This window comes from Streptosporangium sp. NPDC020145, assembly GCF_040631275.1.
Taxonomy (GTDB): Bacteria; Actinomycetota; Actinomycetes; order Streptosporangiales; family Streptosporangiaceae; genus Streptosporangium.
Map to the genome: position 1 here is coordinate 22,055 of NZ_JBEXZT010000025.1, position 23,802 is coordinate 45,856.

23 protein-coding genes are annotated in these 23,802 nt (G+C 69.2%); 11 read left to right on the forward strand and 12 right to left on the reverse strand.

Features of this window, described 5'->3' with window-relative positions; translation table 11 throughout:
• Positions 1 to 369: 369 nt before the first annotated feature.
• The 8 genes from rpmH (at position 370) to ABZ463_RS32575 (ending at position 5,737) form a co-directional block, all read left to right on the forward strand.
• Positions 370 to 507 carry a 50S ribosomal protein L34 gene (gene rpmH, locus ABZ463_RS32540; RefSeq protein WP_171200567.1) on the forward strand — a complete coding sequence of 46 codons (138 nt, stop codon included), beginning with the start codon at positions 370 to 372 and terminating at the stop codon, positions 505 to 507.
• Between the two features lie 126 nt (positions 508 to 633).
• On the forward strand, positions 634 to 996 hold the full coding sequence (gene rnpA / locus ABZ463_RS32545; protein WP_352013724.1) for a ribonuclease P protein component: 363 nt from the start codon (positions 634 to 636) through the stop codon (positions 994 to 996).
• Positions 996 to 1,274, forward strand: coding sequence for a membrane protein insertion efficiency factor YidD (yidD, locus tag ABZ463_RS32550; protein ID WP_352013725.1), 279 nt, complete (start codon positions 996 to 998; stop codon positions 1,272 to 1,274). Before rnpA ends, yidD begins: the two co-directional genes overlap by 1 nt.
• 4 nt (positions 1,275 to 1,278) lie before the next feature.
• Complete coding sequence (gene yidC, locus ABZ463_RS32555; RefSeq protein ID WP_352013630.1) at positions 1,279 to 2,223, forward strand: membrane protein insertase YidC; 945 nt, start codon at positions 1,279 to 1,281, stop codon at positions 2,221 to 2,223.
• A 34-nt stretch (positions 2,224 to 2,257) separates the two neighbouring features.
• Positions 2,258 to 2,761, forward strand: coding sequence for a R3H domain-containing nucleic acid-binding protein (locus ABZ463_RS32560; RefSeq protein ID WP_352013631.1), 504 nt, complete (start codon positions 2,258 to 2,260; stop codon positions 2,759 to 2,761).
• Positions 2,762 to 2,919: 158 nt separating this feature from the next.
• Positions 2,920 to 3,630: a 16S rRNA (guanine(527)-N(7))-methyltransferase RsmG gene (rsmG, locus tag ABZ463_RS32565; RefSeq protein WP_362781954.1), complete on the forward strand. Its 711-nt coding sequence runs from the start codon at positions 2,920 to 2,922 to the stop codon at positions 3,628 to 3,630.
• A 243-nt stretch (positions 3,631 to 3,873) separates the two neighbouring features.
• On the forward strand, positions 3,874 to 4,728 hold the full coding sequence (locus tag ABZ463_RS32570) for a ParA family protein (protein ID WP_352013633.1): 855 nt from the start codon (positions 3,874 to 3,876) through the stop codon (positions 4,726 to 4,728).
• A gap of 37 nt (positions 4,729 to 4,765) precedes the next feature.
• Positions 4,766 to 5,737, forward strand: coding sequence for a ParB/RepB/Spo0J family partition protein (locus tag ABZ463_RS32575; RefSeq protein WP_362781958.1), 972 nt, complete (start codon positions 4,766 to 4,768; stop codon positions 5,735 to 5,737).
• Between the two features lie 57 nt (positions 5,738 to 5,794).
• Here ABZ463_RS32575 and ABZ463_RS32580 read toward each other — a convergent pair whose 3' ends face one another.
• From ABZ463_RS32580 to ABZ463_RS32590, 3 genes are all read right to left on the reverse strand, one after another.
• Complete coding sequence (locus tag ABZ463_RS32580; protein ID WP_352013635.1) at positions 5,795 to 6,832, reverse strand: aminotransferase class I/II-fold pyridoxal phosphate-dependent enzyme; 1,038 nt, start codon at positions 6,830 to 6,832, stop codon at positions 5,795 to 5,797.
• A gap of 58 nt (positions 6,833 to 6,890) precedes the next feature.
• Entirely contained in the window at positions 6,891 to 7,847 is a 957-nt protein-coding gene (locus ABZ463_RS32585; protein ID WP_352013636.1) for a D-alanine--D-alanine ligase, read from the reverse strand.
• Positions 7,848 to 8,130: 283 nt separating this feature from the next.
• Positions 8,131 to 9,363, reverse strand: a complete 1,233-nt coding sequence (locus ABZ463_RS32590) for a PLP-dependent aminotransferase family protein (RefSeq protein ID WP_362782134.1) — start codon at positions 9,361 to 9,363, stop codon at positions 8,131 to 8,133.
• A gap of 295 nt (positions 9,364 to 9,658) precedes the next feature.
• On the opposite strand from ABZ463_RS32590, the gene ABZ463_RS32595 reads away from it, so the two are divergent.
• A complete protein-coding gene (locus ABZ463_RS32595; RefSeq protein WP_184716989.1) occupies positions 9,659 to 10,279 on the forward strand; it encodes a GNAT family N-acetyltransferase in 621 nt (206 codons plus the stop codon).
• A gap of 186 nt (positions 10,280 to 10,465) precedes the next feature.
• On the opposite strand, the gene trxA is transcribed toward ABZ463_RS32595, so the two are convergent.
• The 8 genes from trxA to ABZ463_RS32635 all read right to left on the reverse strand — a co-directional run bounded on the left by trxA (position 10,466) and on the right by ABZ463_RS32635 (position 19,628).
• Entirely contained in the window at positions 10,466 to 10,789 is a 324-nt protein-coding gene (gene trxA / locus ABZ463_RS32600) for a thioredoxin (protein WP_352013637.1), read from the reverse strand.
• A 36-nt stretch (positions 10,790 to 10,825) separates the two neighbouring features.
• The gene (trxB, locus tag ABZ463_RS32605) at positions 10,826 to 11,758 is read right to left on the reverse strand and encodes a thioredoxin-disulfide reductase (protein WP_352013638.1); all 933 of its coding nucleotides are present in this window, start codon (positions 11,756 to 11,758) and stop codon (positions 10,826 to 10,828) included.
• 143 nt (positions 11,759 to 11,901) lie between these two features.
• On the reverse strand, positions 11,902 to 12,807 hold the full coding sequence (locus tag ABZ463_RS32610; RefSeq protein ID WP_362781964.1) for a hypothetical protein: 906 nt from the start codon (positions 12,805 to 12,807) through the stop codon (positions 11,902 to 11,904).
• Positions 12,797 to 13,402 carry an RNA polymerase sigma factor SigM gene (gene sigM, locus ABZ463_RS32615; protein ID WP_184716997.1) on the reverse strand — a complete coding sequence of 202 codons (606 nt, stop codon included), beginning with the start codon at positions 13,400 to 13,402 and terminating at the stop codon, positions 12,797 to 12,799. Before sigM ends, ABZ463_RS32610 begins: the two co-directional genes overlap by 11 nt.
• 155 nt (positions 13,403 to 13,557) lie before the next feature.
• Positions 13,558 to 15,069, reverse strand: coding sequence for a protein kinase family protein (locus ABZ463_RS32620; RefSeq protein WP_352013640.1), 1,512 nt, complete (start codon positions 15,067 to 15,069; stop codon positions 13,558 to 13,560).
• 195 nt (positions 15,070 to 15,264) lie between these two features.
• Positions 15,265 to 16,869, reverse strand: a complete 1,605-nt coding sequence (gene murJ, locus ABZ463_RS32625) for a murein biosynthesis integral membrane protein MurJ (RefSeq protein WP_352013641.1) — start codon at positions 16,867 to 16,869, stop codon at positions 15,265 to 15,267.
• Positions 16,870 to 16,927: 58 nt separating this feature from the next.
• Positions 16,928 to 19,060 (reverse strand): DUF6049 family protein, encoded by a 2,133-nt coding sequence (locus tag ABZ463_RS32630; protein ID WP_352013642.1) that lies wholly within the window; start codon positions 19,058 to 19,060, stop codon positions 16,928 to 16,930.
• Positions 19,061 to 19,106: 46 nt separating this feature from the next.
• Positions 19,107 to 19,628 (reverse strand): YbaK/EbsC family protein, encoded by a 522-nt coding sequence (locus ABZ463_RS32635; RefSeq protein ID WP_362781969.1) that lies wholly within the window; start codon positions 19,626 to 19,628, stop codon positions 19,107 to 19,109.
• Between the two features lie 169 nt (positions 19,629 to 19,797).
• Here ABZ463_RS32635 and ABZ463_RS32640 point away from each other — a divergent pair, with 169 nt between their 5' ends.
• Positions 19,798 to 21,195, forward strand: a complete 1,398-nt coding sequence (locus ABZ463_RS32640; protein WP_352013644.1) for a CCA tRNA nucleotidyltransferase — start codon at positions 19,798 to 19,800, stop codon at positions 21,193 to 21,195.
• Positions 21,165 to 22,427 carry an adenosylmethionine--8-amino-7-oxononanoate transaminase gene (locus tag ABZ463_RS32645; protein WP_362781972.1) on the forward strand — a complete coding sequence of 421 codons (1,263 nt, stop codon included), beginning with the start codon at positions 21,165 to 21,167 and terminating at the stop codon, positions 22,425 to 22,427. The genes ABZ463_RS32640 and ABZ463_RS32645 overlap by 31 nt, the downstream gene beginning before the upstream one ends.
• Here the strand turns inward: ABZ463_RS32645 and ABZ463_RS32650 are convergent.
• A complete protein-coding gene (locus ABZ463_RS32650) occupies positions 22,378 to 23,679 on the reverse strand; it encodes an MFS transporter (protein ID WP_362781975.1) in 1,302 nt (433 codons plus the stop codon). The genes ABZ463_RS32645 and ABZ463_RS32650 overlap by 50 nt on opposite strands.
• Positions 23,680 to 23,802: the final 123 nt, after the last annotated feature.

Below are 23,802 nucleotides of genomic sequence, written 5' to 3' on the forward strand. Positions count from 1 at the left end.
TCCACATGCTGTGCACAGCCCCACGGCCGCCGCCAGACACGCCCGGGCAATGGTGACAAGGGGTTGGAGGGGCCGACAGTAGCCCTGTCCACAGCCTGTGTTCAAGACGTTGTCCACAGCCTAGTGGCACTGTGGGGGAGGCTGAGTGCACATCCTGTGGACGGCGAGGCGTCGGTGGAAAACGGGGCTGTGGATTCGTGGATAACCTATCGTCAGGTGTTCGCCGGTTTGACCTGGGCCTCGCCTTACCCGTAACGTACGACGGTCGGCTTGTCACGCGGAGGCTTTCGCATGCCCCGCTTCCGGCAGGCCAGCCACTGTCGAGCGTCCCCATGTGCTGGGGGCGCGTCCTGAGCCTGGAGCCCACTCGTGAGCAAGCGTACTTTCCAGCCGAACAACCGCCGTCGCGCGAAGACCCACGGTTTCCGGCTGCGCATGCGCACCCGCGCCGGTCGCGCCATCCTGGCCGCCCGTCGTCGCAAGGGCCGCGCAGCGCTCTCCGCCTGACGCGTCCGCCGTGCCCGGTTCGCCGGGCCGGGGCAGTAAGCGAACCGTCGCCCGTCGGCCGTGACGCCGGCGGGCGATAGCCGTACCTGCCCAGGGTCAAACCAAGGTCCTCTCGTGTTGCCGTCCGTGTCCCGCATGCGCCGGGGCGAGGAGTTCGCCGGCGCGGTCAGGAAGGGAAGCCGTGCAGGCCGCCCCACACTGGTCGCGCATTTCGGCATGCGCGCAGAAACGGATGAACCCCCCTTGGTGGGATTCGTCGTGAGCCGTGCGGTTGGTGGGGCGGTCACGAGGAATCGGGTCAAACGTCAGCTGAGACACCTCATGCGAGACCGTCTCGACCGTCTTCCGCGAGGTAGCCTGCTGGTTGTACGCGCCAATCCACCGGCCGCGTCCGCGCGAAGCGAGCGCCTAGCCGCCGAACTCGACGTCGCGCTGGATCGTTTACTCAGGCGGCGTGAGCCCTCCGCGGCTCACAGGGATGGGCGATGATGACGGCGCAGCACACCGCCGGGGTTTCCCCGGCCGCCAGGACCCTGATGGCTCCCATCCGGTTCTACCGGAGCTATGTGAGCCCTCTGCTGGGTCCACGCTGCCGATTCCACCCCTCGTGCAGTGCCTACGGGCTTGAGGCGGTGGCCGTCCACGGGGCCCTGCGCGGCACATGGTTGACGATCCGGAGAATCGGGCGTTGCCACCCATTCCATCCCGGAGGCTTTGACCCGGTGCCCCCACGCCGGGGCCAGTCCGACGAAACGCAAGGGAGCTAGCTCGGTGGAGCTGTCCTGGCTGAACTGGCTGTACACGGCCGTCGCCCAAGTAATCACCTGGATACACCAGGCGTATAGCAGCTTCCTCGACCCGAACAGCGGGCTGACCTGGGCGCTGACCATCATCACCCTGACGGTGCTGATGAGGCTGCTGATCTTCCCTCTCTTCCTGAAGCAGATGCGCTCCTCGAAGAAGATGCAGGAACTCGCGCCCAAGGTTCAGGAGATCCGTAAGCGCTACAAGAACGACAAGCAGCGCATGAACCAGGAGGTCATGGCGCTGTACCAGGGGCAGGGGGCCAACCCGCTCGGCGGCTGTCTGCCGGTCGTGGCCCAGTTCCCCATCTTCATCTCGATGTTCACCGTGCTGAACGCGATGGCTCACGGCGAGCTGAAGTTCGGCATGACCCAGCAGCTGGTCGACAGCGCCAGGGCCGCGCACATCTTCGGCGCGCCGCTGCCGGCGACCTTCTGGAGCAGCGACGCCCAGCTTCAGGCGTTCGGCGCCAACCCGATCCAGACGAAGATCGTCCTCGCGATCTTCGTGGCGGTCAGCTCGCTGACCACCTTCCTGACCGTCCGGCAGAGCGTGACCCGCTCGATGGCCCAGATGCCGGACAACCCGATGGCGCAGCAGCAGAAGATCCTGATGTACATCTCGCCGCTGTTCGCCATCTTCTCGCTGAACTTCCCCCTCGGTCTGATCCTCTACTGGGTCACCACCAACCTGTGGACCCTGGGCCAGCAGCACTGGTTCTACAGCCGCAACCCCGCTCCGGTGGCCGACGCCAAGGGCAACATGGTGACGCCCGAGCCCAAGCCGGGCCTGCTGGGTAAGGCCAAGAAGGCCCCCGAGCCCGAGGCGCCGCCCGCGCCCGCACCCAAGATGGTCCGCCAACAGCCCACCCGCCAGCCCCGCAGCAAGCGGACGGGCAGCAAGAAGTCCTGACGATCATCCCGACAGCACAAAGGAGTGGCCGGACGTGACCGAGGCCGAAGCCGAGAAGGAGACCGTGAAAGCGGCTCCGGATCTCGCTGCGCTGGAGCAGGAGGGCGAGATCGCGGCGGACTACGTCGAGGGTCTGCTCGACATCGCCGACATCGACGGTGACATCGACATGGACGTCGAGGGTGATCGTGCCGTGGTGTCTGTCGTGGATGTCAAGGGTGGCGATCTCGTCGGCCCGCACGGCGAGGTGCTTGAGGCGATCCAGGAGCTGACCCGTCTCGCGGTCCACCGTCAGACGGGCGAGCGCTCTCGGCTCATGCTGGACATCGCCGGCTACCGTGAGCGCCGCCGTACCGAGCTGACCGAGCTGGGCACCAAGATCGCCGCGGACGTCAAGCGCAACGGCGAGCCCAAGCCCCTGCAGCCGATGACCCCGTTCGAGCGCAAGATCGTGCACGACGCGGTGGCGGCGGCGGGCCTGCGCAGCGAGTCCGAGGGCGAGGAGCCCCGGCGCTTCGTGGTGGTCCTGCCCGCGTAACGACACGACGGAGAAAAGGGCCGCCGTCCCCGGTCACCAGGGGCGGCGGCCCTTTCTTGTGATCCGTTCCCGGCCCGTCCTTGTACGGCTCCGCGAAGCGGGCCGTTAGCCTTAGAACACCCTGCAGAAAGCCCGTCCCGAGGAAGAGTGAGCCCCGAGTGAGTGACCAGATCCCCGAGCCGCCCGAGGTCGCGCGCGAGGTGTTCACCGGCGATGCCTGGTCCATGGCGGAGACGTTCGCCGGTCTGCTGGCCGGCCCCGGGGTGGTGCGCGGACTGCTCGGTCCTCGCGAGGTGCCCCGCATCTGGGACCGGCACCTGCTCAACTGCGCCGTGGTCGCCGAGGCGGTGCCCGCGGACGTGCGCCTGGTGGACATCGGCTCCGGTGCCGGGCTGCCCGGCCTGGTGCTGGCGATCGTGCGTTCCGACATCCATGTCACCCTCCTTGAGCCTCTCCTGCGCCGGACGGTCTTCCTCCAGGAGTGCGTGGACACGCTGAAACTCGGCAACGTCGAGGTGCTGCGTGGCCGGGCCGAGGAGTTCGTCGGCAAGCGCGTGTTCGACGTGGCCTCCGCCCGGGCGGTGGCGCCGCTCGACCGGCTGCTGAAGTGGTCGCTCCCCCTGCTGCGCGAGGGCGGGGAGCTGCTCGCCCTCAAGGGCGAACGGGCAGCGGAGGAGCTGGCGGACGCCGAGGCACAATTGAGGACCAGCGGGGTGCGAACCGCCGAGCTTGTTTCGGTCGGGCACGGTAAGGTCGAGCCGCCCGCAACTCTCATCCGGGTGGTCGCCGGTCGGGCCCCCGAAGGAGTACGGCAGGGCGCTCGCCGTAAGGAGCGTGTCTCGCGGGCCAAGCGGGCGCGAGGCCAGTAGAACAGACCGAGCGAAGCGAGTGCGAGGCCAGTGAATGACCATGGAAGTGCGATTGTGAGCGCGGAAGGTGGTCTCGGCTGGCCCACGGGTCCTGTCGTCCCGCCTCGTGAACGCCTTTCCGGTCTTGGTTGGCCCGCATCGGGTTCCACCGCTGCAGTCAGGCCGGTTGAAAGGACGACGACCGTGACCCAGTCCCCCCTTAATCCCGGCGAATCGCCGTTGGTACGAGAGGCACTCAGCTCAGTGGTTTCACGTGAAACATCTACGGCCGCCCCCGGAGACACCATCGGCGCCCGGGACGGTGACTGGCCCCGGCCGCCCAAGACCCGCATCTTCACCGTCGCCAACCAGAAGGGCGGCGTCGGCAAGACCACGACATCGGTGAACCTGGCGGCGGCGCTGTCCATCCACGGCCTGCGGGTGCTCGTCGTCGACCTCGACCCGCAGGGCAACGCCTCGACCGCCCTGTCCATCGAGCACCGTGGCGACGTCCCCGACATGTACAAGGTCCTGGTCGAGGACGTGCCGCTGGCGGAGGTCGTGAAGGAGGTCCCGGAGATGCCGGGTCTCTACTGCGCCCCCGCCACGATCGACCTGGCGGGTGCCGAGATCGAGCTGGTCTCCATGGTCGCCCGTGAGGCCCGGCTGCAGCGCGCGCTCGCGGCCTACACCCAGGTCGAGTTCGACTACATCCTCATCGACTGTCCGCCCTCGCTCGGCCTGCTGACCGTCAACGCGTTGATGGCCGCCAACGAGCTGCTGATCCCCATCCAGTGCGAGTACTACGCGCTTGAGGGGCTCGGCCAGCTGCTGCGGAACGTTGACCTGGTCCGCGCCCACCTGAATCCCACGCTCGACCTTTCCACCATCCTGCTGACGATGTACGACGGCAGGACCAGGCTCGCCTCCCAGGTCGCCGACGAGGTCCGCTCCCACTTCGGGGACACGGTGCTGAAGAACGTGATCCCGAGGAGTGTCCGTGTCTCCGAGGCGCCGAGCTACGGCCAGTCGGTCATGACCTACGACCCGGGCTCCAGCGGCGCGATGGCCTACATGGACGCCGCCCGTGAGATCGCCTACCGTGGCGCCGCCGTGTGAACGCGCCGAGATCCGCAGAAACAGCAGGGGAGGGACCGTGGTAGCTAAGACGCCCAGGGGACTGGGCAAGGGGCTGGGCGCGCTCATCCCGACGGGCCCCACCGTGCTGGAGACGACGCCACCGGCCGTCACCTCGACCCTGGTCGTGGACGAGCCCACGGTCCAGCAGCCGAAGCCGGTCGCGGGCGCCTACTTCCTTGAGATCCCCGTCGAGGACATCACGCCCAACCCGCGTCAGCCCCGGGACATCTTCGACGACCAGGCGCTGGACGAGCTGGCCATCTCCATCCGGGAGGTGGGGCTGCTCCAGCCCGTCGTGGTTCGCCCGGCCGGCGAGGGACGCTACGAACTGATCATGGGGGAGCGCCGCTGGCGTGCCTCGAAGATCGCCGAACTCTCCAAGATCCCCGCGATCGTACGGAGCACCGAGGAGGACAAGCTCCTGCTGGACGCTCTCATCGAGAACCTCCAGCGCGAGCAGCTCAACCCCCTTGAGGAGGCGGCGGCCTACCGGCAGCTGCTCGACGACTTCGGCGCCACCCACGAGCAGCTGGCCACCCGTGTCGGGCGGTCCCGCTCCCACGTGTCGAACACCCTGCGGCTGCTCAACCTGCCCGCCAAGGTCCAGCTCCGGGTCTCCGCCGGGACGGTCAGCGCCGGGCACGCCCGCGCGCTGCTCTCCCTGAACGACCCCGTGGCACAGGAACGGCTCGCCGACCGGATCGTGGCGGAGCTGCTGTCGGTGCGCGAGGTCGAGGAGATCGTGGCGGTCGGCGACGTCAAGGCGGCGCCCGCCCCCACCACCCGGAAGGTGCCGAGGGCACGTCAGTCGGAGGAGCCGACGCTCCGACATCTGGCCGACCGGCTCTCCGACCGCTTCGAGACCCGGGTGAAGGTGGACTTCGGCCGTCGCAAGGGGCGCATCGTCGTGGAGTTCGCGACCATCGACGACCTTGAGCGCATCATCGCCACGATGGCTCCGGGAACCATGCAGCAGACCGAAGACTGAAACACCCGGGCGCCTGTTTCACGTGAAACAGGCGCCCGGGTGTTTCACGTGAAACCCTCAGCCCTCCAGTACGGTCTGCCGTACATCGGCCACGAAGGTGTCCACGTCCTCGGTCGAGGTGTCGAAGGCCGTCACCCAGCGCACCACGTGGGCCGCCTCCTCCCACACGTGGAAGAGATGGCGCTGCTGGAGTTCGGTGATCACCTTCTCCGGCAGGGAGGGGAAGACCGCGTTCGACTGGACCGGATAGCGGAGCGCGACACCGGGAAGGCCGGCGACGCCGTCCGCCAGCCGATGGGCCATGGCGTTGGCGTGGGAGGCGTTCCTGCGCCAGAGGTCGTCGGTGAGGAGTGCGGTCAGCTGGGCCGACACGAAGCGCATCTTCGAGGCGAGCTGCATGCCCTGCTTGCGGAGGAACAGCGCGGGAGCATCCAGCTCGGGCCTGAGGATGACGAGCGCCTCCGCCCCCATGGCGCCGTTCTTTGTGCCGCCGAAGCTGAGCAGGTCCACTCCGACGTCACCGGTGAGCGCACGCAGGGAGCAGCCGAGCTCCGCGGCGGCGTTAGACAGGCGGGCACCGTCCATGTGGAGGAAGAGTCCGTGGGCGTGGGCGAAGTCGGCCAGTTCGGCGATCTCGTCGGGGGTGTAGCAGGTGCCACACTCGGTCACCTGGGAGATGGAGATGACCCTCGGCTGGGAGTGGTGCTCGTTCCCCAGGATGGAGAGCTGGTCGCGGACGGCCTCGACGGTGAGTTTGCCGTCGTCCGTCGGGATCGGAACGAGCTTGGCGCCGAGTACCCGCTCCGCGGCGCCGCACTCGTTGGTGTTGATGTGGGCGCTGCTCGGGCACAGGACGGCGTCGTAGGAGCGCAGGACGAGCCCCAGCCCCACGACGTTGGCACCGGTGCCGTTGAACATGGCGTAGGCGCTCACCTGGGGACCGAACTCGGCGCGGAAGGCCTCCTCCATCGCCCGAGTCCAGGGATCGCCGCCGTAGGCGGGAGTGTCCGAGACGTTGGCCTCAACGATGGCGGCGATCACGTCCGGGTGCACTCCGGCGTGGTTGTCACTGGCGAAACTCTTGGGAAGACGCACGGCGTCCACCATAAGTGGAACAATCCGGCGCCGGTCCCCCGGCGCCGGACAAATCAGTTCAAGCAGAGTGCCGAGCGGCAGCCTGTTCCAGCAGGGCCTGGCAGAGGGTGCCGAGATCGTCGCCCGCCGCCTCGATCGCCATGGGCAGCAGCGAGGTCTCGGTCATGCCGGGGGCGACGTTGACCTCAAGGAAGTACGGCAGACCCGCCTCGTCGACGATGAGGTCGGTGCGGGAGACATCACGCAGGCCCAGCGCGGTGTGGGCCGTGACGGCCATCTCGGCGCAGGCCTGCGAGACCTCGGGGGACAGCCGGGCCGGGGCGAAGAACTCGGTGTGCCCGGCAGTGTAGCGGGAGGCGTAGTCGTACAGGCCCGCGTCGGGCACGATCTCCACCGGAGGCAGGGCGACCGGGCCCTCGCCGAGGTCGACCACGGAGACGGAGACCTCGACCCCTTCGATGTAGCGCTCGATCAGCGCCGTGTCGCCGTAGGCGAAGCAGCCGACCATCGCCGAGGGAAGCTCCTGCGCGGTGCGGACCATCGACGCGCCGAGCGCCGAACCACCCCGGGACGGCTTGACGAACAACGGCAGGCCGAGCCGTTCGACGATCCGGTCGAGCACCGCCGAGGCGCCCAGATCATGGAAGGTCTCCTTGGGCAACGTCACCGACTCGGGGGTGCGCAGGCCGAAGGAACGGACGACGGCCTTGGCGGTCGGCTTGTCGAAGGCCACCCGGCACGCGTCGGGATCGGCGCCCACATAGGGCACCGAGAGCAGTTCGAGCACCGAGCGGATCGCGCCGTCCTCACCCGCCCCACCGTGCAGGGTGACGAAGACCGCGTCCGGCGGATCGGCGAGTACGGCGGGCACGAGGGAGGCGTCGGTGTCACGTGTCTCCACCGGGATCCCCACCGCGCGCAGCGCCTCACTCACCCGGCGGCCCGACCGGAGGGACACCTCCCGCTCGTAGGACAGACCACCCGCGAGAACGAGCACGTGGCCCAGATCACTCATCCGAAAAAACCTCTCTTCACGGCCCACGCCGAGCCTTTGGGGTCGCTCTCATCACGCCGGGGACGATCGCCACAACGGCGCCGGAAGTCACCGTACGGCACGGCACCCGAAGTGACGTCACCCACCGGTTCTCGGATGGCGCGTGGCGGGCGTCCGGAAGCGGCCGTCGAACCAGCCCCTTCACGGAGCACCGCGCCGAGAGCCTCCACAGGCTCCACACGGCAGAAGGCGGTGTGGCGAGCGGAAGCGCCCGTCACACCGCCCAGGGAAGCCCGCTCGGACCTCAGGCCAGGTCAGGCCCCGGGGTGTCCACTCCGCCGCGTTCGATGGGCGCGTCCGGCCCGAACGTCTCGCGCGTCTGCATCTCCTGCTCGATCACCCCGGCCAGGCGGCGCACGCCCTCACGGATGCGCTCCGGCTCGGGATAGCAGTAGGACAGGCGCATGTGGCGTGTGCCGCCGCCGTCGGCGTAGAAGCCGGCGCCGGGGACGAACGCCACCCGCTCCGCCACCGCGCGGGGCAGCAGCACCTTGGAGTCCAGCCCCTCGGGAAGCGTGGCCCAGACGAAGAAGCCGCCCGCCGGGCGTGTCCAGGAGCAGCCCGCGGGCATCAGCGCCTCCAGGGCGCCGAGCATGGCGTCACGGCGCTCGCAGTACAGCTCCCTGAAGGTCTTGATCTGCTGGCGCCACGGCTGGGTCGCGAGGTACTGCCCGACGGCGAGCTGGGTGAAGGTCGAGTGCGACAGGACGGCCGACTCCATCGCCAGCACCAGCTTGTCGCGGATGGCGTGCGGCGCCAGGGCCCAGCCGACACGGAAACCGGGTGCCAGGGTCTTGGAGAAGGAACCGAGGTAGACCACCCCGTCGGGGCAGTCGGCCCGCAGCGCCCGCATGGTCGTGCCCTCGAAGCCGAGCAGGCCGTACGGGTTGTCCTCCACGATCAGCACGTCGGCCCGCTGGCAGATGTCCAGGATCTGCTGCCTGCGCGCGGTGCTGAGCGTGACCCCGGCGGGGTTGTGGAAGTTGGGGATGGTGTACAGGAACTTGATCCTGGTGCCCGCGGTCTTCAGCGCGTAGATCGTCTGGGCCAGCGACTCAGGGATGATCCCCTCGTCGTCCATGGCGATGTGGATGACCTTGGCCTGGTAGGCGGAGAAGGTGCCCAGCGCGCCCACGTAGGAGGGCCCCTCGGCCAGGATGACGTCGCCCGGGTCGATGAAGACGCGGGTGATCAGGTCGAGGGCCTGCTGCGAGCCGACGGTCACCACGACGTCGTTGGCGTTGCCCTCGATCCCCTCAAGGCGCATGACCTCGCAGATCTGCTCGCGCAGGTGCGGGTCTCCCTGGCCTGAGCCGTACTGGAGCGCGACCGGGCCCCTGCGGGCCACCAGGTCGGCGACGAGCTCGCCCACGACGTCCAGCGGAAGAGCGGTGACGTACGGCATGCCCCCCGCGAGCGAGACCACCTCGGGCCTCGACGCGACGGCGAAAAGAGCTCGAACCTCGGAGGCGACCATCCCGGTGGCTCGTGCGGCGTACCGGTCGACGTAGGCGTCGATCCGCGACCCCTGGGGCGCGATGGTCTGACCGTGATCTGACTCTTGGGGCACGGTCCACCTCCTTGGTTACGGGGAGCAACGAGTGCTCAAGTTAGAGAAACCAGCGTACGACAGTGATGGTTGTCGTCTGCGTGTGGGGACGGGAGACCCTGAAACGAAGGGCCTCACTGAGCTACGATGCCAGCTGGAGACGCCGTTTTCGCGCGTTTTCCGCCACGGCTTGCGCTCGTCTCGCCAGGATTGGGGCCAACAGGTGTCGCGTCGGCTGGCAAACGTCACTCTCGACAATCTTGACGACCTGCCGTACCGGTGCCGCCGGTGCGTGTTCTGGGAGCTTGACCCGGTGAACGGCAACCGTGCGATCGAGGCGGGTGACCCGGGGCTGGAGAAGGAGGCCTGGATCTCCTCGACCCTGCTGGAGTGGGGAAGCTGCGGGAAGATCGTCTACGTGGACGGCGTCGCGGCCGGCTTCGTGCTCTACGCGCCCCCGCACCACGTGCCCCGCTCCATCGCCTTCCCCACCTCACCGGTCAGCGCCGACGCCGTGCTGCTGATGACGGCCCACATCATCCCGGAGTTCTCCGGAGGTGGCCTGGGCCGGATGCTGGTGCAGGGAGTGGCCAAGGACCTCACCCGGCGCGGGGTGCGGGCGATCGAGGCGTTCGGCGACCTGAAGTGGGAGCAACCCGGCGCGTGCGTGATGCCCGCGGACTATCTGCTCTCGGTCGGCTTCAAGACGGTCAGGCCGCACCTGCGCTTCCCCCGGCTGCGCCTCGAACTCAAGTCCGCCGTCTCGTGGCGTGAGGACGTCGAGGTCGCCCTGGAGAGGCTGCTCGGCTCCATGTCCCCGGAAAGGGCGCTCAGGCCCGTCTGAGATGGTTTGGGCCCCTTCCAGGGCCCTCCTGGGAGACCTCACCGACCTCAAGAGTCACGAAAGCCCCCCGCGTCGCGTCGCGGGGGGCTTTCGCCGGGTGGGTGTGCCGCTCGGAAGCGGTGGTACGGCTCCGCTGTGGGGAGCGCAGCCGCAGGGGGCGTCAGTCACAGACCCTTTCGACAGGGTCTAGATGATGCCCTCAAGCTCGCGAAGCAGCATCGACTTGGGCTTCGCGCCGATGATCTGCTTCACGACCTCTCCACCCTTGTAGACGTTCAGGGTCGGAATCTGGAGTACACCGTACTGTCCGGCGATCGTCGGGTTCGCGTCCACATCGATCTTGACGATGGTCAGCTTGTCCGCGTGCTCGTTGGCGATCTCCTCCAGAATCGGGGCGACCTGGCGGCACGGGGCGCACCACTCCGCCCAGAAGTCGACGATGACGGGCTTGTCGCTCTTGAGGACCTCAGCGTCGAAGCTGGCTTCGGTCACGTTCTTGATGGCGCCCAAGGTTCCGGTACTCCCTCTTCGTGGTGGTGATCTGGATCAGCTCTCGTGCTCGGCGAGCCACCGCTCGGCGTCGAGCGCGGCGGAGGTGCCCGTGCCGGCGGCGGTGATCGCCTGGCGGTAGATGTGGTCGACGACGTCGCCGGCTGCGAAGACGCCGTCCAGGTTGGTGCGGGTGTAGGGGGAGTCGACCTTGATGTAGCCCTCGTCGTCCAGCTCGACCTGGCCCTTGACCAGCTCGGTGCGCGGGTCGTGACCGATGGCGATGAACAGGCCGGTGGCCGCCAGCTCGCTCTCCTCGCCGGTCTTGAGGTTGCGCAGGCGCACGGCGGAGACCTTGTTCTCGCCGAGGACCTCGACGACCTCGCTGTCCCAGACGAAGCGGATCTTCTCGTTGGAGAAGGCCCGGTCCTGCATGATCTTGCTGGCGCGCAGCTCGTCACGGCGGTGCACGATGGTCACCGAGTTGGCGAACCGGGTGAGGAAGGTGGCCTCCTCCATGGCGGTGTCGCCGCCGCCGACGACCACGATGTCCTGGCCGCGGAAGAAGAAGCCGTCACAGGTGGCACACCAGGAGACGCCGCGTCCGGAGAGGCGCTTCTCGTTGGGCACGCCGAGCTCACGGTAGCCGGAGCCGGTGGCCAGGATCACGGCCTTGGCGAGGTGGGTCTCGGTGGCGGTCTTGACGACCTTCGGGGTGACGGTCAGGTCGACCTCGACCACGTCGTCGGCGACCAGCTCGGCACCGAACCGCTCGGCCTGCTTGCGCAGGTTGTCCATGAGGTCGGGACCCATGATGCCGTCGGGGAAGCCCGGGAAGTTCTCCACCTCGGTCGTGTTCATCAACGCGCCGCCCGCGGTGACCGAACCTTCGAAGACCAACGGCTTGAGATCGGCCCGGGCGGAGTAAACAGCCGCGGTGTAACCGGCGGGACCCGACCCAATGATGATCACATTCCGGACTTCACTCACTGCTGCGCCTCTCCTCCGTCGTTGCCAGTGGCGTCAACAGATCCTAGGCGCCGGTGATTCCCGTATGTCACGACGGAGCCCGGCATGGACGAATCCATACCGGGCTCCATGATCGTTCGAGAGGACTTCGAGAGGTCGAGGCCCTACTTCCAGCGTGCCAGGGCGGGCTTGCGCACGTTGTCACACTGCGGGCCCGTGACGTAGACGCGCACCGTGTTCCTGGCCTTGTTGCTCCAGAAGAGCATGACGTTGGCCTCCTGGCCGTTGTAGAAGCCCTGGTCGACGGCGAACGGTGCCCTGCCGACCTTCGCGGAGACCTGCTTGACACACTCGTCGAGCTTGATGCCCTCCGACTGCTCCTGGGCCAGCACGATCTGCGCCGGGCCGATGTAGTCGAGCAGCGGCCCGCGCAGCTGCTCCTCGGTGTAGTTCCAGTTGCTGTCGGTCAGCTGGTACCCGTCGCCCTTCGGCACCACAGGCATGGCGTACGGACTGGGCTGGCTGCTTGAAGAGGGGCTCGCGGTGAGCGCGCCACTCGTCATCACGGCCGTGCCCGCGATCGCCGCCGCCACACCCGCCGCCGCGGCCGACAGCGCCCACCGGCGCCGCGGGTTCCCGCGCCGCCGTACGGGCCTGACGGTGCCGTCGTCGCCGACGACCCCCAGCCGTGGCACCAACTCGGGCACGGGCTCGGGCTCCGGTTCCGGCAGGACCGGCTCGGGCTCGGGCAGGGACGCCGCCGTCTCCCACGGCGCGTCGCGCATGATGTCGTCCCAGGCCGGTGCCTCCACCAGGCCTATTCCACCTCCACGGAAGCTCTGGGCCTCTGCGGCCAGCGCGCGGTCGATCCGGAGCGCGACTCCCATCGGCATCGCCGGAGTGGGCGTCGCCGCGAGCACCTCACGGACCGCTGCGAGGTCGGCGAGGCTTTCGCCACAGGGGTCGCAGATCGCGAGATGTTCGCGTACCTGCAGGGCCGTGGCGGCGTCGAGGAGACCCTCTGCCAACTCGGCGAGAGTCTCCAGGTCGTAGTGCGTATCACCCGTCACGAAGTTCTGCTCCCTTCGCGGATGAGACGCGAGTCAGGTCGGATCGGTTCCGCAGGTGGGAAAGAATCGGGGCAAGTTTCGCGCGTCCTCGCGCGCACCTGCTCTTCACGGTGCCGCTCGGCACCTCAAGGACCTGGGCCGCGTCCTCCACGGAGTACCCCATCATGTCCACGAGTACGAGCGCCGCCCGCTGGTCGGACGGCAGCAGCTTGAGCGCGGCGGAGACCTCCATGGAGACCTCACGCTCGGCCGTCTGGTCGAGCACCGGCGTGTCCCGCTCGGCGGCCTCGACGAGTTCGTCGTCCGCGACGGGCCGTACGGACTTCCTGCGCATCCGGTCGAGGCAGGCGTTGACCACGATGCGGTGCAGCCACGTGGTGACGGCCGCCTCGCCACGGAAGCTCTCGGCCTTCCGGTAGGCCGAGACGAAGGCGTCCTGTACGGCGTCGGCCGCCTCGTCGGGGTCACCCAGCGTGCGCAGGGCGACCGCCCACATGCGGTCCCGGTGTCGCTTGACGAGTTCACTGAAGGCGTGTGGATCCCCGGCGATGTGACGGGTCAGCAGGTCGGCGTCGGACACGGCCGGTCGCGCCATCTGCTGTCCCGCCGCTGGCGGGGGCTCTGGTGGGGAATTCACGGGAAGAGTCCTGCTTGCCGATCCGGGGATAACACCATTACGTGATAGATGGTGCCACGAAATCTCACATGATCGGCAAGAACTCGACTAAAAGCGATCAAATCACTCTGGCGCTACTTGACGGCGGTCACCTTCACGTCGAAGACGCTTCCGCGGAACATGCCCTGGTAGGGGGGCAGCTTGGTGAACCAGATCAGGACGTAGCGTCCCTTCTCCGTGGAGTCGGCGCTGTAGGTCTTCTTGCCGGTCAGTCCGGAGAACTTGTGGACCGTCTTCAGGCCGCCCAGGTCGGCCGAGTCACCGATCCGCAGCTCGACGGTGCCGCTCGGGCTCAGGTTGCCGAAGTCGACCGTCACCTGCTTGACCGGCACGCTCTGCCCCAGGTCGAGCAGGAGGCCGACCCCCTTCTTCAGGTTGCCGAAGTCGGCCGAGGTGTAGGACTCCGAGTGCCAGTCGGTCGAGGACTTGCTGTCCACCGCGTTGAGCGCGAGCTCGGGCCGCTCCTCGCCGTCCGCGCCGAACGGGTCGAAGCCGGTGACCGACTTCGGCTTGACCTCCCGGGTCTCGACGGGAACCGGCTGCGTCGGGGTGACGGTCACCCCCGCCGTCGGGGTGCCCGCGTTGCCGATGCTGCGGCCGATCGTCCAGGCGCCGACCCCGACGGCCGCCATCACCAGCAGCACGATCGCGGTCATGGCCACCTTGCCGAGCATCCCGCCGCCCTGGGCGGGCGGCGGGCGGTGCTGGACGTGCTGGATCTGCGGGGCGGGGCGCTGGGGCGAGGCGGTGTCCACACCGTCGGAGCGCGAGGCCGTGACCGGCGGCGGCGCCACCGGCATCGGCGTGGGCACCGGGACGGGCCGGGGAACGGCGCTGAGGGCCTCGGCCAGCTCGGCGGGCGTGGCGAAGGGGGGCATCCCCCGCTTGACCTCGGACAGTAACGCCCGGCAGGCGATGGCGTCGAGATAGCCGGGAACCCCCGCCGTGACCTGCCGGGGCGTGCAGAGCTGCCCGTCGTTCAGCGGCGCGGGCGGCAGCCCGAAGTCCTCCTCGCCCGCCCAGTGCCCGGTCAGTCCGGCGTACAGCAGGCGGCCGAGCCCCTCGGTGTCGGCACGGGCCGCGTCCTCGCTCGTGACGTCCATCAGCGCGGCGTCGGTGCCGAGGCCGAGCACCTTGACCGTGCTGCCCGCGGCCGTCCACACCAGGTGCTCGGGGGTGAGGCACAGATGGGCCAGACCGGCCTCGTGGGCGTGCGCCAGTGCCTCCGCCGCCTCGGCGACCAGCGCGGCGGCCCGCTCGGGCTCCAGCGGGCCCGCGGCGACCATGTCGGTGAGGGTCTCGCCGCTGACCCACTCGCTGACGACGTAGGAGCGGCCGTCGTCCTCGGTGGTCGCGTCGAAGACCTGGGTCAGCCGGGGGTCGGTCAGTCTGCTGGCGACCCGGGCGGCGGAGATGACCTGCTCCAGCCGGGGGAAGCCAGGATCGAAGGTGTACACCGCGACGGGCCTGGCGAGCACCTCGTCGATGGCCTTCCAGAGTGTCGCGCCGTCCGACTCGTGGACACGGTCCTCAAGCCGGAAGCGCTCAGCCAGCTTGGTGCCGGGTTCGACGACGGAGGAACTCATGGGCTCTCCACAAGTGAGAACACGACAGCGCCCCACCAGATTGACACATCAGGACACATCACGCGATGCCGGGTGGATACGCCCACGCCCTCCTGCTTCCATTAGCCGCATGTCGTCACACGCGTTGCACCATGTTAGTCGCGCGCAGGTTCCGCCCGTGTTCTCCTTGTCAGACGCCGGGACCAGGTTCTCGGATTACCGGCGTACCCGGCTCGCGACCATTTCAACGACCGAACTGACCTCGGGGATGCGCATCCGGTGCGCGATGGCCAAGTAGAGAACCATACCGAGGCCGCCACCGGCGGACAGCATCACGGCCGCGCTGAGCGCGTTCAGGCCGGTCAGCTCCTGGGAGACCCACAGCACACCGAGCGCCAGCAGCGCCGCGGGCAGGGCCGCGACGTACATCCGTGACAGGCCCGCGGCGACCGCGCGTCCCCCGAGACCGCCGACCCGGCGGCTGGCCAGGGTCCAGGCGACCGCGGTGCCCAGCACGTAGGTGACGGTGAAGGAGAAGCCGAGCCCCATCACGATGTACTGCGCGGGCAGGGTCAGGTAGGCCAGCAGGCTCAGCAGGCCGTTCACCGCCACGTTGCCGACGGCGACGAAGACCGGCGTCCTGGTGTCGCCGAAGGAGTAGAAGACGCGCAGCAGGAGCTGGAAGAGCGAGAACGGCACCAGCGCCAGCCCGAAGACCTGGAGCACGTTGCCGATGTAGACCGCCGAGTCGACGGTCATGTTGCCCCAGGAGAAGATCAGCACGGTCACCGCGGGGCCCAGCACCATCAGCAGCAGCCCGGCGGGCACCAGCAGCGCCGAGATCAGGCGCACACCGGAGGAGAACTCCTGCGTGACCGCGCCGTACTGCTCGTCGGCGACCGCCCTGCTCATCCTCGGCAGCATCGCCGTGATCACCGAGACCGCGATGATCCCGTAGGGGAGCTGGAAGAACTGGTAGGCGTAGGCGTAGGCGGAGTTGCCCGCGCCGGGGGCCCGCTCACCGGCGCCGGAGGCGAGCTTGGTGGTGATCAGGAAGCCGAGCTGGCTGATCCCGACGTAGGCGAACGTCCACACCGCGGTGCGGCCCATCTCGCCGAGGCCCGCCTCACGCAGGTCGAGCCTGGGCACGAACCGGAAGCCCGCCCGGTGCAGCGAGACGACCAGCACCGCGCACTGGGCCACGATGCCCGCGGTCGTGCCGAGACCGAGCAGGGCCAGGTTGGCGTCGCTGACGGTCCCGATGTTCGTGCCCGCCGTACCCAGCGTGAGGTAGTAGGTCAGGGCGACGCCGATCATCACGATGTTGTTCAGCACCGGCGCCCACATCGGGGCGCCGAACCTGTCGCGGGTGTTGAGGATCGCGCCCGCGATCGCGCCGACGCCGAAGAAGGCGATCTGCGGAAGGATGAACTGCGCGAGCCTGACCGCGACCTCGGTCTTCCTGGGGTTCCAGTCGGCGCTGTAGAGGCTGATCAGCGGCCCGGCCAGCAGCACGCCCGCCACGGCGACCAGCGTCAGCACGATGATCCCGAGCGTCATCAGCCGCTGCTCGTAGGCCCGGCCCCCGTCGGGGTCGTTGCGCTGCCGCTTGACGATCATCGGCACCACGACGCTGCTCAGGACGCCGCCGATGAGGAAGTCGAACAGGATGAGCGGGATCGTGTAGGCGACGTTGTAGGCGTCGCCGAGGGCGAGGGTGCCGATGGCCGCGGCGAGCACCGCCGTACGGACGAATCCCGTGACGCGGGAGACCATCGTGCCCGCCGCCATGACCGCGCTCGCGCGCAGCACCCTGCTCATCGTTCTTCCTCCGCCAGATCGCTCGAATCGCTCGCCAGATCGCCGGGCCGCCGGGCCGTCACGACTCGGTGCCCGCCGGAGCGCTCGCGCGCCTCGGTGGTACGGCCGCCGCCGCCCGGCGGCCTCCCCTGCGCCGCAGGACGCGCAGGACGACCGCGGCCAGCAGGACCATGAGGGCCGCCCCGACGATCACCAGGGCGATCCCGGTGTAGCCGGTCGTGCGGACCGTGATCTCGACGGGCGCGCCGTACCTGCGTCCGTCGTCCGTCATCAGCTGGACCTTGACCGTCGTCTGGCCACTGGCCAGCACCGTCATGGGGACCCTGACGGTGTCGCTCTGACCGCCCAGGATGGTCCGGTGGTCCTCGTAGGTCTCGATCTTCAGCAGTTTGGGCTGCTCCGAGGTCACCCTGAGGCGGACCGAGACCTCGCTGCCCGCCCCGGTCAGGCCGTTGCGGACGCTGATCGGCACCTCGCCGTTGGTGCCCGCGAGCGTGCGTAACGGGGACTGCTCGTTGCCGGTGATGGAGACCTGCTTGATGCGGTCGTCGACCGCCGTGTCCACCTGCTCGACGTACGGCGTCGCGGCGTCCCCCCGCTCCCGCCAGGCGGAGGAGGAGAGCCGCAGCAGCGCCAGGTCGAACACGTCGAAGTCCTGCGCCTTGGTGATCGCCGAGGTCAGGTCGGCGCGGCGGCCGACCCGCCTGACGCTCTTCATGTACGGCTTGGCCAGCTCGGCGCGCCGGTCCTGCTCGGTGTAGGTGAGGTCGGCCCGCTGCGGCGCGAGGCCCTTGCCCGGCCTGATCGAGTCGAGCCTGGCCGGAGCCAGCCACGGCAGCGAGGCGGCCGTCTTGACCAGGTCCGTCACATAGGCGGGGTCGGGGGACCAGCGCCGCTGGGGGGCGGCGATCACGGTCCGCCGGGTGGTCACCGGCTCGGCGGCGAGCATCGCGGTCTCGGCGATGAAGCGCCTGCGGCTCAGCACGGCGGCGCCGGGCACCGTGACGTCCGCGCCGAGGGCCTCGCTCAGCGTCCTGTCGGTGAGCAGGGCGGTGACCGGGCCGTTGACGGTGTTCAGGGTCGCCGAGGCGTCCGGCGTGGTCGCCGGAGGCGTCGTCGGCGGCAGGGCGGCCTCGTCGAGCAGCACGGTCTTGACGCCCTGGGCGGCGAGCAGGTCGAGGCCGTCGTAGTCGATCTTCCCGTTGGCCGGCCAGTTCAGGGTGGTGATGAGGTCACGGCCGAAGGCCCTGCTGCCGACCAGCCTGGCCGCCTCTACCGCGGTCTTCGCCGAGTCGTCGACGCCGCCGTGGGCCAGCGCCGCCACGTCGGGGTCGGCGTACGGCGTCGCCACGACCGGCTCGTTGACCAGGGCGGTGCGCAGGTCGCCGAGCCAGGCCGCCGCCGCGGTGTCGCCGGAACGGCTCTCCACCTTGTCCTTGACCTTCACCGAGTACGGCTCGCCCAGGGTCTGGGCGTCGTCGATGAGGGAGGGGTCAAGGACCCAGGTGAGGTTCTTGGCCGAGGCGGTGCTCTGGGCGAGCTTGAGCAGGTTGCCCAGGCGCTTGCCCGGAGCCATGGAGGCCGACAGGGTGTCGTCGAGGAAGACGCCGTCGACGGCCCTGCGGGGCTGGTCGACGATCGGCAGCACCATGGCCAGCCGGGTGCGGGCCACCTGGGTGCCGACGGGCATGTGGACCAGGAAGGTGCGCTGGACGGCGATCGGCTGCCCGTAGACGTCGCGCACCTCGACCATGAGCGGGTAAACCCCGAAACGGGTCAGGCTCAGTTGCTGCGGGGTGAAGGTGAAGTCCCAGGAGGCCTTGGCCCCCGGCGCGAGGCTCTCCGGCTGCAGGACGAGTTCGTCGCGCCAGGAGGTCGGCTGGGCGCCCACTCCGCCGACGTAGGCCTCCATGTCGGAACGCCGCAGGAACGGCTGGGAGGAGTAGTACATCCTGCGCCGCATGCCGGTGACCGTCTGGGTCCCGGTGTTGACGAAGGTGCCGGAGAACTTGATCTCGGTAGTCGGCTCACGGGTCACGTCCGGCGTCAGCGCGCCGATCACCAGCTGGGGCGCCTGCCGCCCGGCGGCGGTCTCAGTCGTCTGGGCACTCGCCGTACCAGGAACGGCCACGGCCGCGGGGGAGAGCAGCGTGGCGGTCAGTACGGCGAGCAGCGTGGCCTTGCGGATCACGCGCTGGCCCGGGGTCGAGTACGGCGCACGCCCGTAATGCTATGGCCTATCCGGCGAGCGGGAAGGTCACCTGCTCCCTCCGTGACCGGGATTGGGCCAGGTCGATGGTCTTCCCTGAAACAAGCGACAGAAGGTGTTCCGTTCTGATGAGCAGCGCCGTACGGCGTTCACCCGTGGGGGTGTGGACGAGGTCGCCGGCGCGGGCGAGTCGTTCGTCGACCAGCGTGGTCAGTCCGTCGGGCAGCAGCAGCGGGCAGACCAGCCCGGCCGCGTAGTCGGTCGCGGAGTTCACCGTGAAGGCGGAGGCGGGCCTGACCTTGCGGGCGCCGAGCGCGCCGCCGACGGCGCCGAGTTTGGGCGGGGAGGCGGCGGAGGCGACGACGGCGACGGGTTCTCGCCCCACGGAGGTCGTGGCCTCGAAGACGGTCACCACGACGCAGGTCGCCGGGCTCACGGCCAGCAGTTCCGGCAGCTCCTCGGCGCACGTCATCACACGGGGAAGGCGTACGATCTCATGATGAACCTGGTGTGCGAGGAGCCAGCGGTGGATCGCGAGGGCGTCCTTCATGTGTGTGCTCCTTGCCTCGACTAGCCTCGACGCACGCCCCCGACGGTCTCTTGACCGACCGTAATCTGGTGATCGCTTGAGGTGTATCCCCAGTGGGGAACATGTTCCGTAACCGAAGGACCTACCCGGCTTGTCCCTTTCAAACCTGACTGAGAAGCAGCGGCACGGTATGAGCGAACTGTTTAGAAAGATCGCCCCCGTAGCCGACGAACTCGGCGAGCTGTTCGCCGCGAAGGGATACCAGATCGCCCTCGTCGGCGGATCGGTTCGTGACGTCTTCCTCAGGAGGATAGGCAACGATCTCGACCTGACCACCGACGCGCGCCCCGAGGCCGTCCTCGACCTCGTGCGCGGCTGGGCCGACTCGGTCTGGACGGTCGGCATCGACTACGGCACGGTCGGCGCCCGCAAGGACGGCTGGCAGCTGGAGATCACCACCTACCGCAGCGAGTCCTACGACCCCGCCTCGCGCAAGCCGGAGGTGGCCTACGGTGACACGCTCGAAGGCGACCTGGCCAGGCGTGACTTCGCGGTCAACGCGATGGCGCTGCGCCTGCCCTCACGCGAGTTCGTCGACCCCCACGGCGGTCTGGACGACCTGCACGCCAAGGTGCTGCGCACGCCCGGCCCCCCGGAGCGCTCCTTCGACGACGACCCGCTGCGGATGCTCAGGGCCGCGAGGTTCGCCGCCCAGCTCGGCTTCACGGTCGATCCGGCGGCGCTGGCCGCGATGACCGCGATGGCCGAGCGCATCGAGATCGTCTCGGCCGAGCGCATCCGCGACGAGCTGGACAAGCTCATCCGCGGTGCCCACCCCCGCGAGGGGCTGACGATCCTGGTCGAGACGGGCCTGGCCGCCCACGTCCTGCCCGAGCTGCCCAAGCTCCGCCTGGAGATCGACGAGCACCACCGGCACAAGGACGTCTACGAGCACACGCTGATCGTGCTTGAGCAGGCGATCGGCCTTGAGGAGAACGGCGCGGACGGCATCCTGCGCTGGGCCGCGCTGCTGCACGACGTCGGCAAGCCGAAGACCCGCCGCCACGAGGCCGGGGGTCGGGTCTCCTTCCACCACCACGAGGTGGTCGGCGCCCAGCTCGCCAAGAAGCGCCTGACGGAGCTGAAGTTCCCCAAGGACGTGGTCTCCGACGTCTCCAAGCTGGTCGAGCTGCACCTGCGCTTCCACGGGTACGGCACCGGCGAGTGGACCGACTCGGCCGTGCGCCGCTACGTCCGCGACGCCGGGCACCTGCTCGACCGCCTGCACAAGCTGACCCGCGCCGACTGCACGACCCGCAACAGGCGCAAGGCCCAGACGCTGTCGCAGACCTACGACCAGCTTGAGGAGCGCATCGCCAGGCTGGCCGAGGAGGAGGAGCTCGGCAAGATCCGTCCCGAGCTCGACGGCAACGAGATCCAGGAGATCCTGGGCGTGCCCCCGGGGCCCGTCGTGGGACGCGCCTACAAGTTCCTGCTGGAGATGCGCCTGGACAGGGGGGTCGTCGGCAAGGAGACCGCCGCGCTCGCCCTGCGCGAGTGGGCCGAGGAGAACGGGATCTCGTCCTGAACCTCTCCTGGGAGGCCCTCGACCGTGAGCACGTGTGGCACCCCTACGCCTCGGTGCCTCCGGCCGTGCCCGTGTACACGGTCTCCAGGGCCGACGGGGTACGGCTGACGCTCGCCGACGGCAGGCGCCTGGTCGACGGCATGTCGTCCTGGTGGGCGGCCGTCCACGGCTACAACCACCCCAGGCTCAACCAGGCGCTGACCGACCAGCTCGGGGACATGGCGCACGTCATGTTCGGCGGCCTCACGCACGAGCCCGCCGTACGGCTGGCGAGCACCCTGGCGGACATGACCGGGCTGCCCCGGGTCTTCCTGGCCGACTCGGGCTCGGTCGCGGTCGAGGTCGCGATCAAGATGGCCTTCCAGTTCACCGGGAGGAGCCGCCTGCTCACGGTCAGGGGCGGCTACCACGGCGACACCTTCGGCGCGATGGCCGTCTGCGACCCGGTCAACGGCATGCACCACCTGTTCTCCGGCGCCCTGCCCGAGCACGTGTTCGCCGACCGGCCGCCCGCCGCGCTCGACGAGGACTACCTGGCCCACCTGGAGAAGACGGTCGCCGCGCACGCGGACGAGCTGGCGGCGATCATCGTGGAGCCGGTCGTGCAGGGCGCGGGCGGCATGCACTTCTACCACCCCGCCTACCTGCGCAGGCTTCGCGAGCTGGCCGACGAGTACGGCCTGCTGCTGATCGCCGACGAGATCGCCACCGGCTTCGGCAGGACGGGAGAGCTGTTCGGCTGCGACCACGCCGGGATCCGCCCCGACATCATGTGCCTGGGCAAGGCGCTGACGGGCGGCTACATGTCCCTGGCCGCGACGCTGTGCACGGAGCGGGTCGCCGAGGGCATCGGGACGCTCATGCACGGCCCGACCTTCATGGGCAACCCGCTGGCCTGCGCCGTCGCGGGCGCCAGTCTCGGCCTGCTGGCCGAACGCCCCTGGCGGCGGGAGGTCGCCCTGATCGAGGAAGGTCTGACCCGGGGACTGGCCGAAGCCGCCGGGGCACCCGGCGTCAGGCAGGTGCGGGTGCTCGGCGCGATCGGCGTCATCGAGACCCACGAGCCGATCGACGTCCGGCGCGTCCAGGACGTGGTGATGGATCACGGGGTCTGGCTGCGGCCGTTCGGGCGGTTGCTCTACACGATGCCGCCCTACTCGATCGGCGACGACCTCGGCCTGGTCACGACCGCGATGACGGCAGCGGCGTTCTCGATCGATCCGCCGAGGTGACCGCCCGGTAGACCACGGCGCCGCCGAGGTATCCGGCGGTGATGAGCCCGAGCACCAGCATGGACCTGCCGTCGGCGGGCAGCAGCGCGGCGGCGATCGCGGCGGCGATCACGTAGGTGCCGTTGAAGAGCATGTCGTAGAGGGAGAAGGCCCGGCCGAGGTAGACGTCCTCGATGTCGCTCTGCACCCGGGTGTCGGTGCAGATCTTGATGCTCTGTCCCGCCAGGCCGAGCACGAAACCGCCGACCGCGAAGCCCCACTGCTGGAACGGCGCGCACAGCGCGAACGACAGCACCCCCGCGCCGGCCAGCATGGTCGGGATCCAGGTGTCGATCTCGAAGCGCTCGGTCGCCCACGGCGTCAGCACGACGGCCAGGGCGTAGCCGACCCCCGAGGTGGCCAGCACCAGGGAGGCCACGTCCAGCGCGTTCTCCGCGCTGTGGGCGAAGTGGTTGCGCGAGAGCATCACGATCATCGCCGTGCACATGCCGTACACGAAGCGATGGGTGGCCATCGCGCCGAGCGCGGCCGCGGCGGCCCGGTGACCCGCGATGTGACGCGCGCCGTCGACCAGGCCGCCGACCACGTTGCGCAGCGCCTGGCCGGCCTGCGGCCTGTCCGCGTCGTGGACCGGGCCGAGGAGCCGCCTGTCCATGGTCCTGGCGATCAGCGCGCTCGAACCGAAGGTGACGCCGGAGATGATCAGCAGTGCCGCCGTGCTGCGGTGGTCGCCGCCGAGGAGCCGGTTCAGCAGGTAGCCGAGCCCCGCGCCGACGAAGGTCACGACGGTGCCCGAGGTGGGGGTGACCGCGTTGGCCGCCAGCAGCCGGTCGCCGGGGACGACGTGCGGCAACGAGGCGCCGAGGGCGGCCAGGAAGAAACGGTTGACGCCGAGCACGGCGAGCGCTGCGGCGTAGAAGACCCCGTCGGGGACGCCGACGAGCAGCAGCGCGGCGGCCAGGAACAGCAGTGTCGCGCGCACCATCGGCGCGACCACCAGGATCTGGCGCCGGGACCACCGGTCGATGAACACGCCGACGAAGGGACCGAGGATCGAGTACGGCAGGAACAGCACGGCCAGCCCGACGGCGACCTCCGCCGCGCTGGTGTTCTTCTCCGGGCTGAAGAAGGCGAATCCGGTCACCGCGAACTGGAAGACACCGTCGGAGAACTGGGAGGCGAGACGGGTACCGAACAGCCGCCTGAAGTCCTGGCCCCTCAGCAGTACGCGTAGGTCGGATGCGAATGACACGGGCTCAGCCTACGCGTGGCGAATCGACCACGACGTCAGGAGGAACCCGCCTTGCCGGACACTTCATCACCTTTCATGACGTAACGCTGATCAGGAAGAACGAGCTGACATGGTCACGTACCC

Excerpts from the sequence above, each read along its gene's own strand:
- ABZ463_RS32640 (WP_352013644.1), top strand. The coding sequence starts at position 19,798 with ATGAGCGAACTGTTTAGAAAGATCGCCCCCGTAGCCGACGAACTCGGC.
- ABZ463_RS32590 (WP_362782134.1), bottom strand. The coding sequence starts at position 9,363 with ATGGTCGCCTCCGAGGTTCGAGCTCTTTTCGCCGTCGCGTCGAGGCCC.
- yidD (WP_352013725.1), top strand. The coding sequence starts at position 996 with ATGACGGCGCAGCACACCGCCGGGGTTTCCCCGGCCGCCAGGACCCTG.
- murJ (WP_352013641.1), bottom strand. The coding sequence starts at position 16,869 with ATGAGCAGGGTGCTGCGCGCGAGCGCGGTCATGGCGGCGGGCACGATG.
- ABZ463_RS32585 (WP_352013636.1), bottom strand. The coding sequence starts at position 7,847 with ATGAGTGATCTGGGCCACGTGCTCGTTCTCGCGGGTGGTCTGTCCTAC.
- ABZ463_RS32635 (WP_362781969.1), bottom strand. The coding sequence starts at position 19,628 with ATGAAGGACGCCCTCGCGATCCACCGCTGGCTCCTCGCACACCAGGTT.
- sigM (WP_184716997.1), bottom strand. The coding sequence starts at position 13,402 with ATGGCGCGACCGGCCGTGTCCGACGCCGACCTGCTGACCCGTCACATC.
- ABZ463_RS32620 (WP_352013640.1), bottom strand. The coding sequence starts at position 15,069 with ATGAGTTCCTCCGTCGTCGAACCCGGCACCAAGCTGGCTGAGCGCTTC.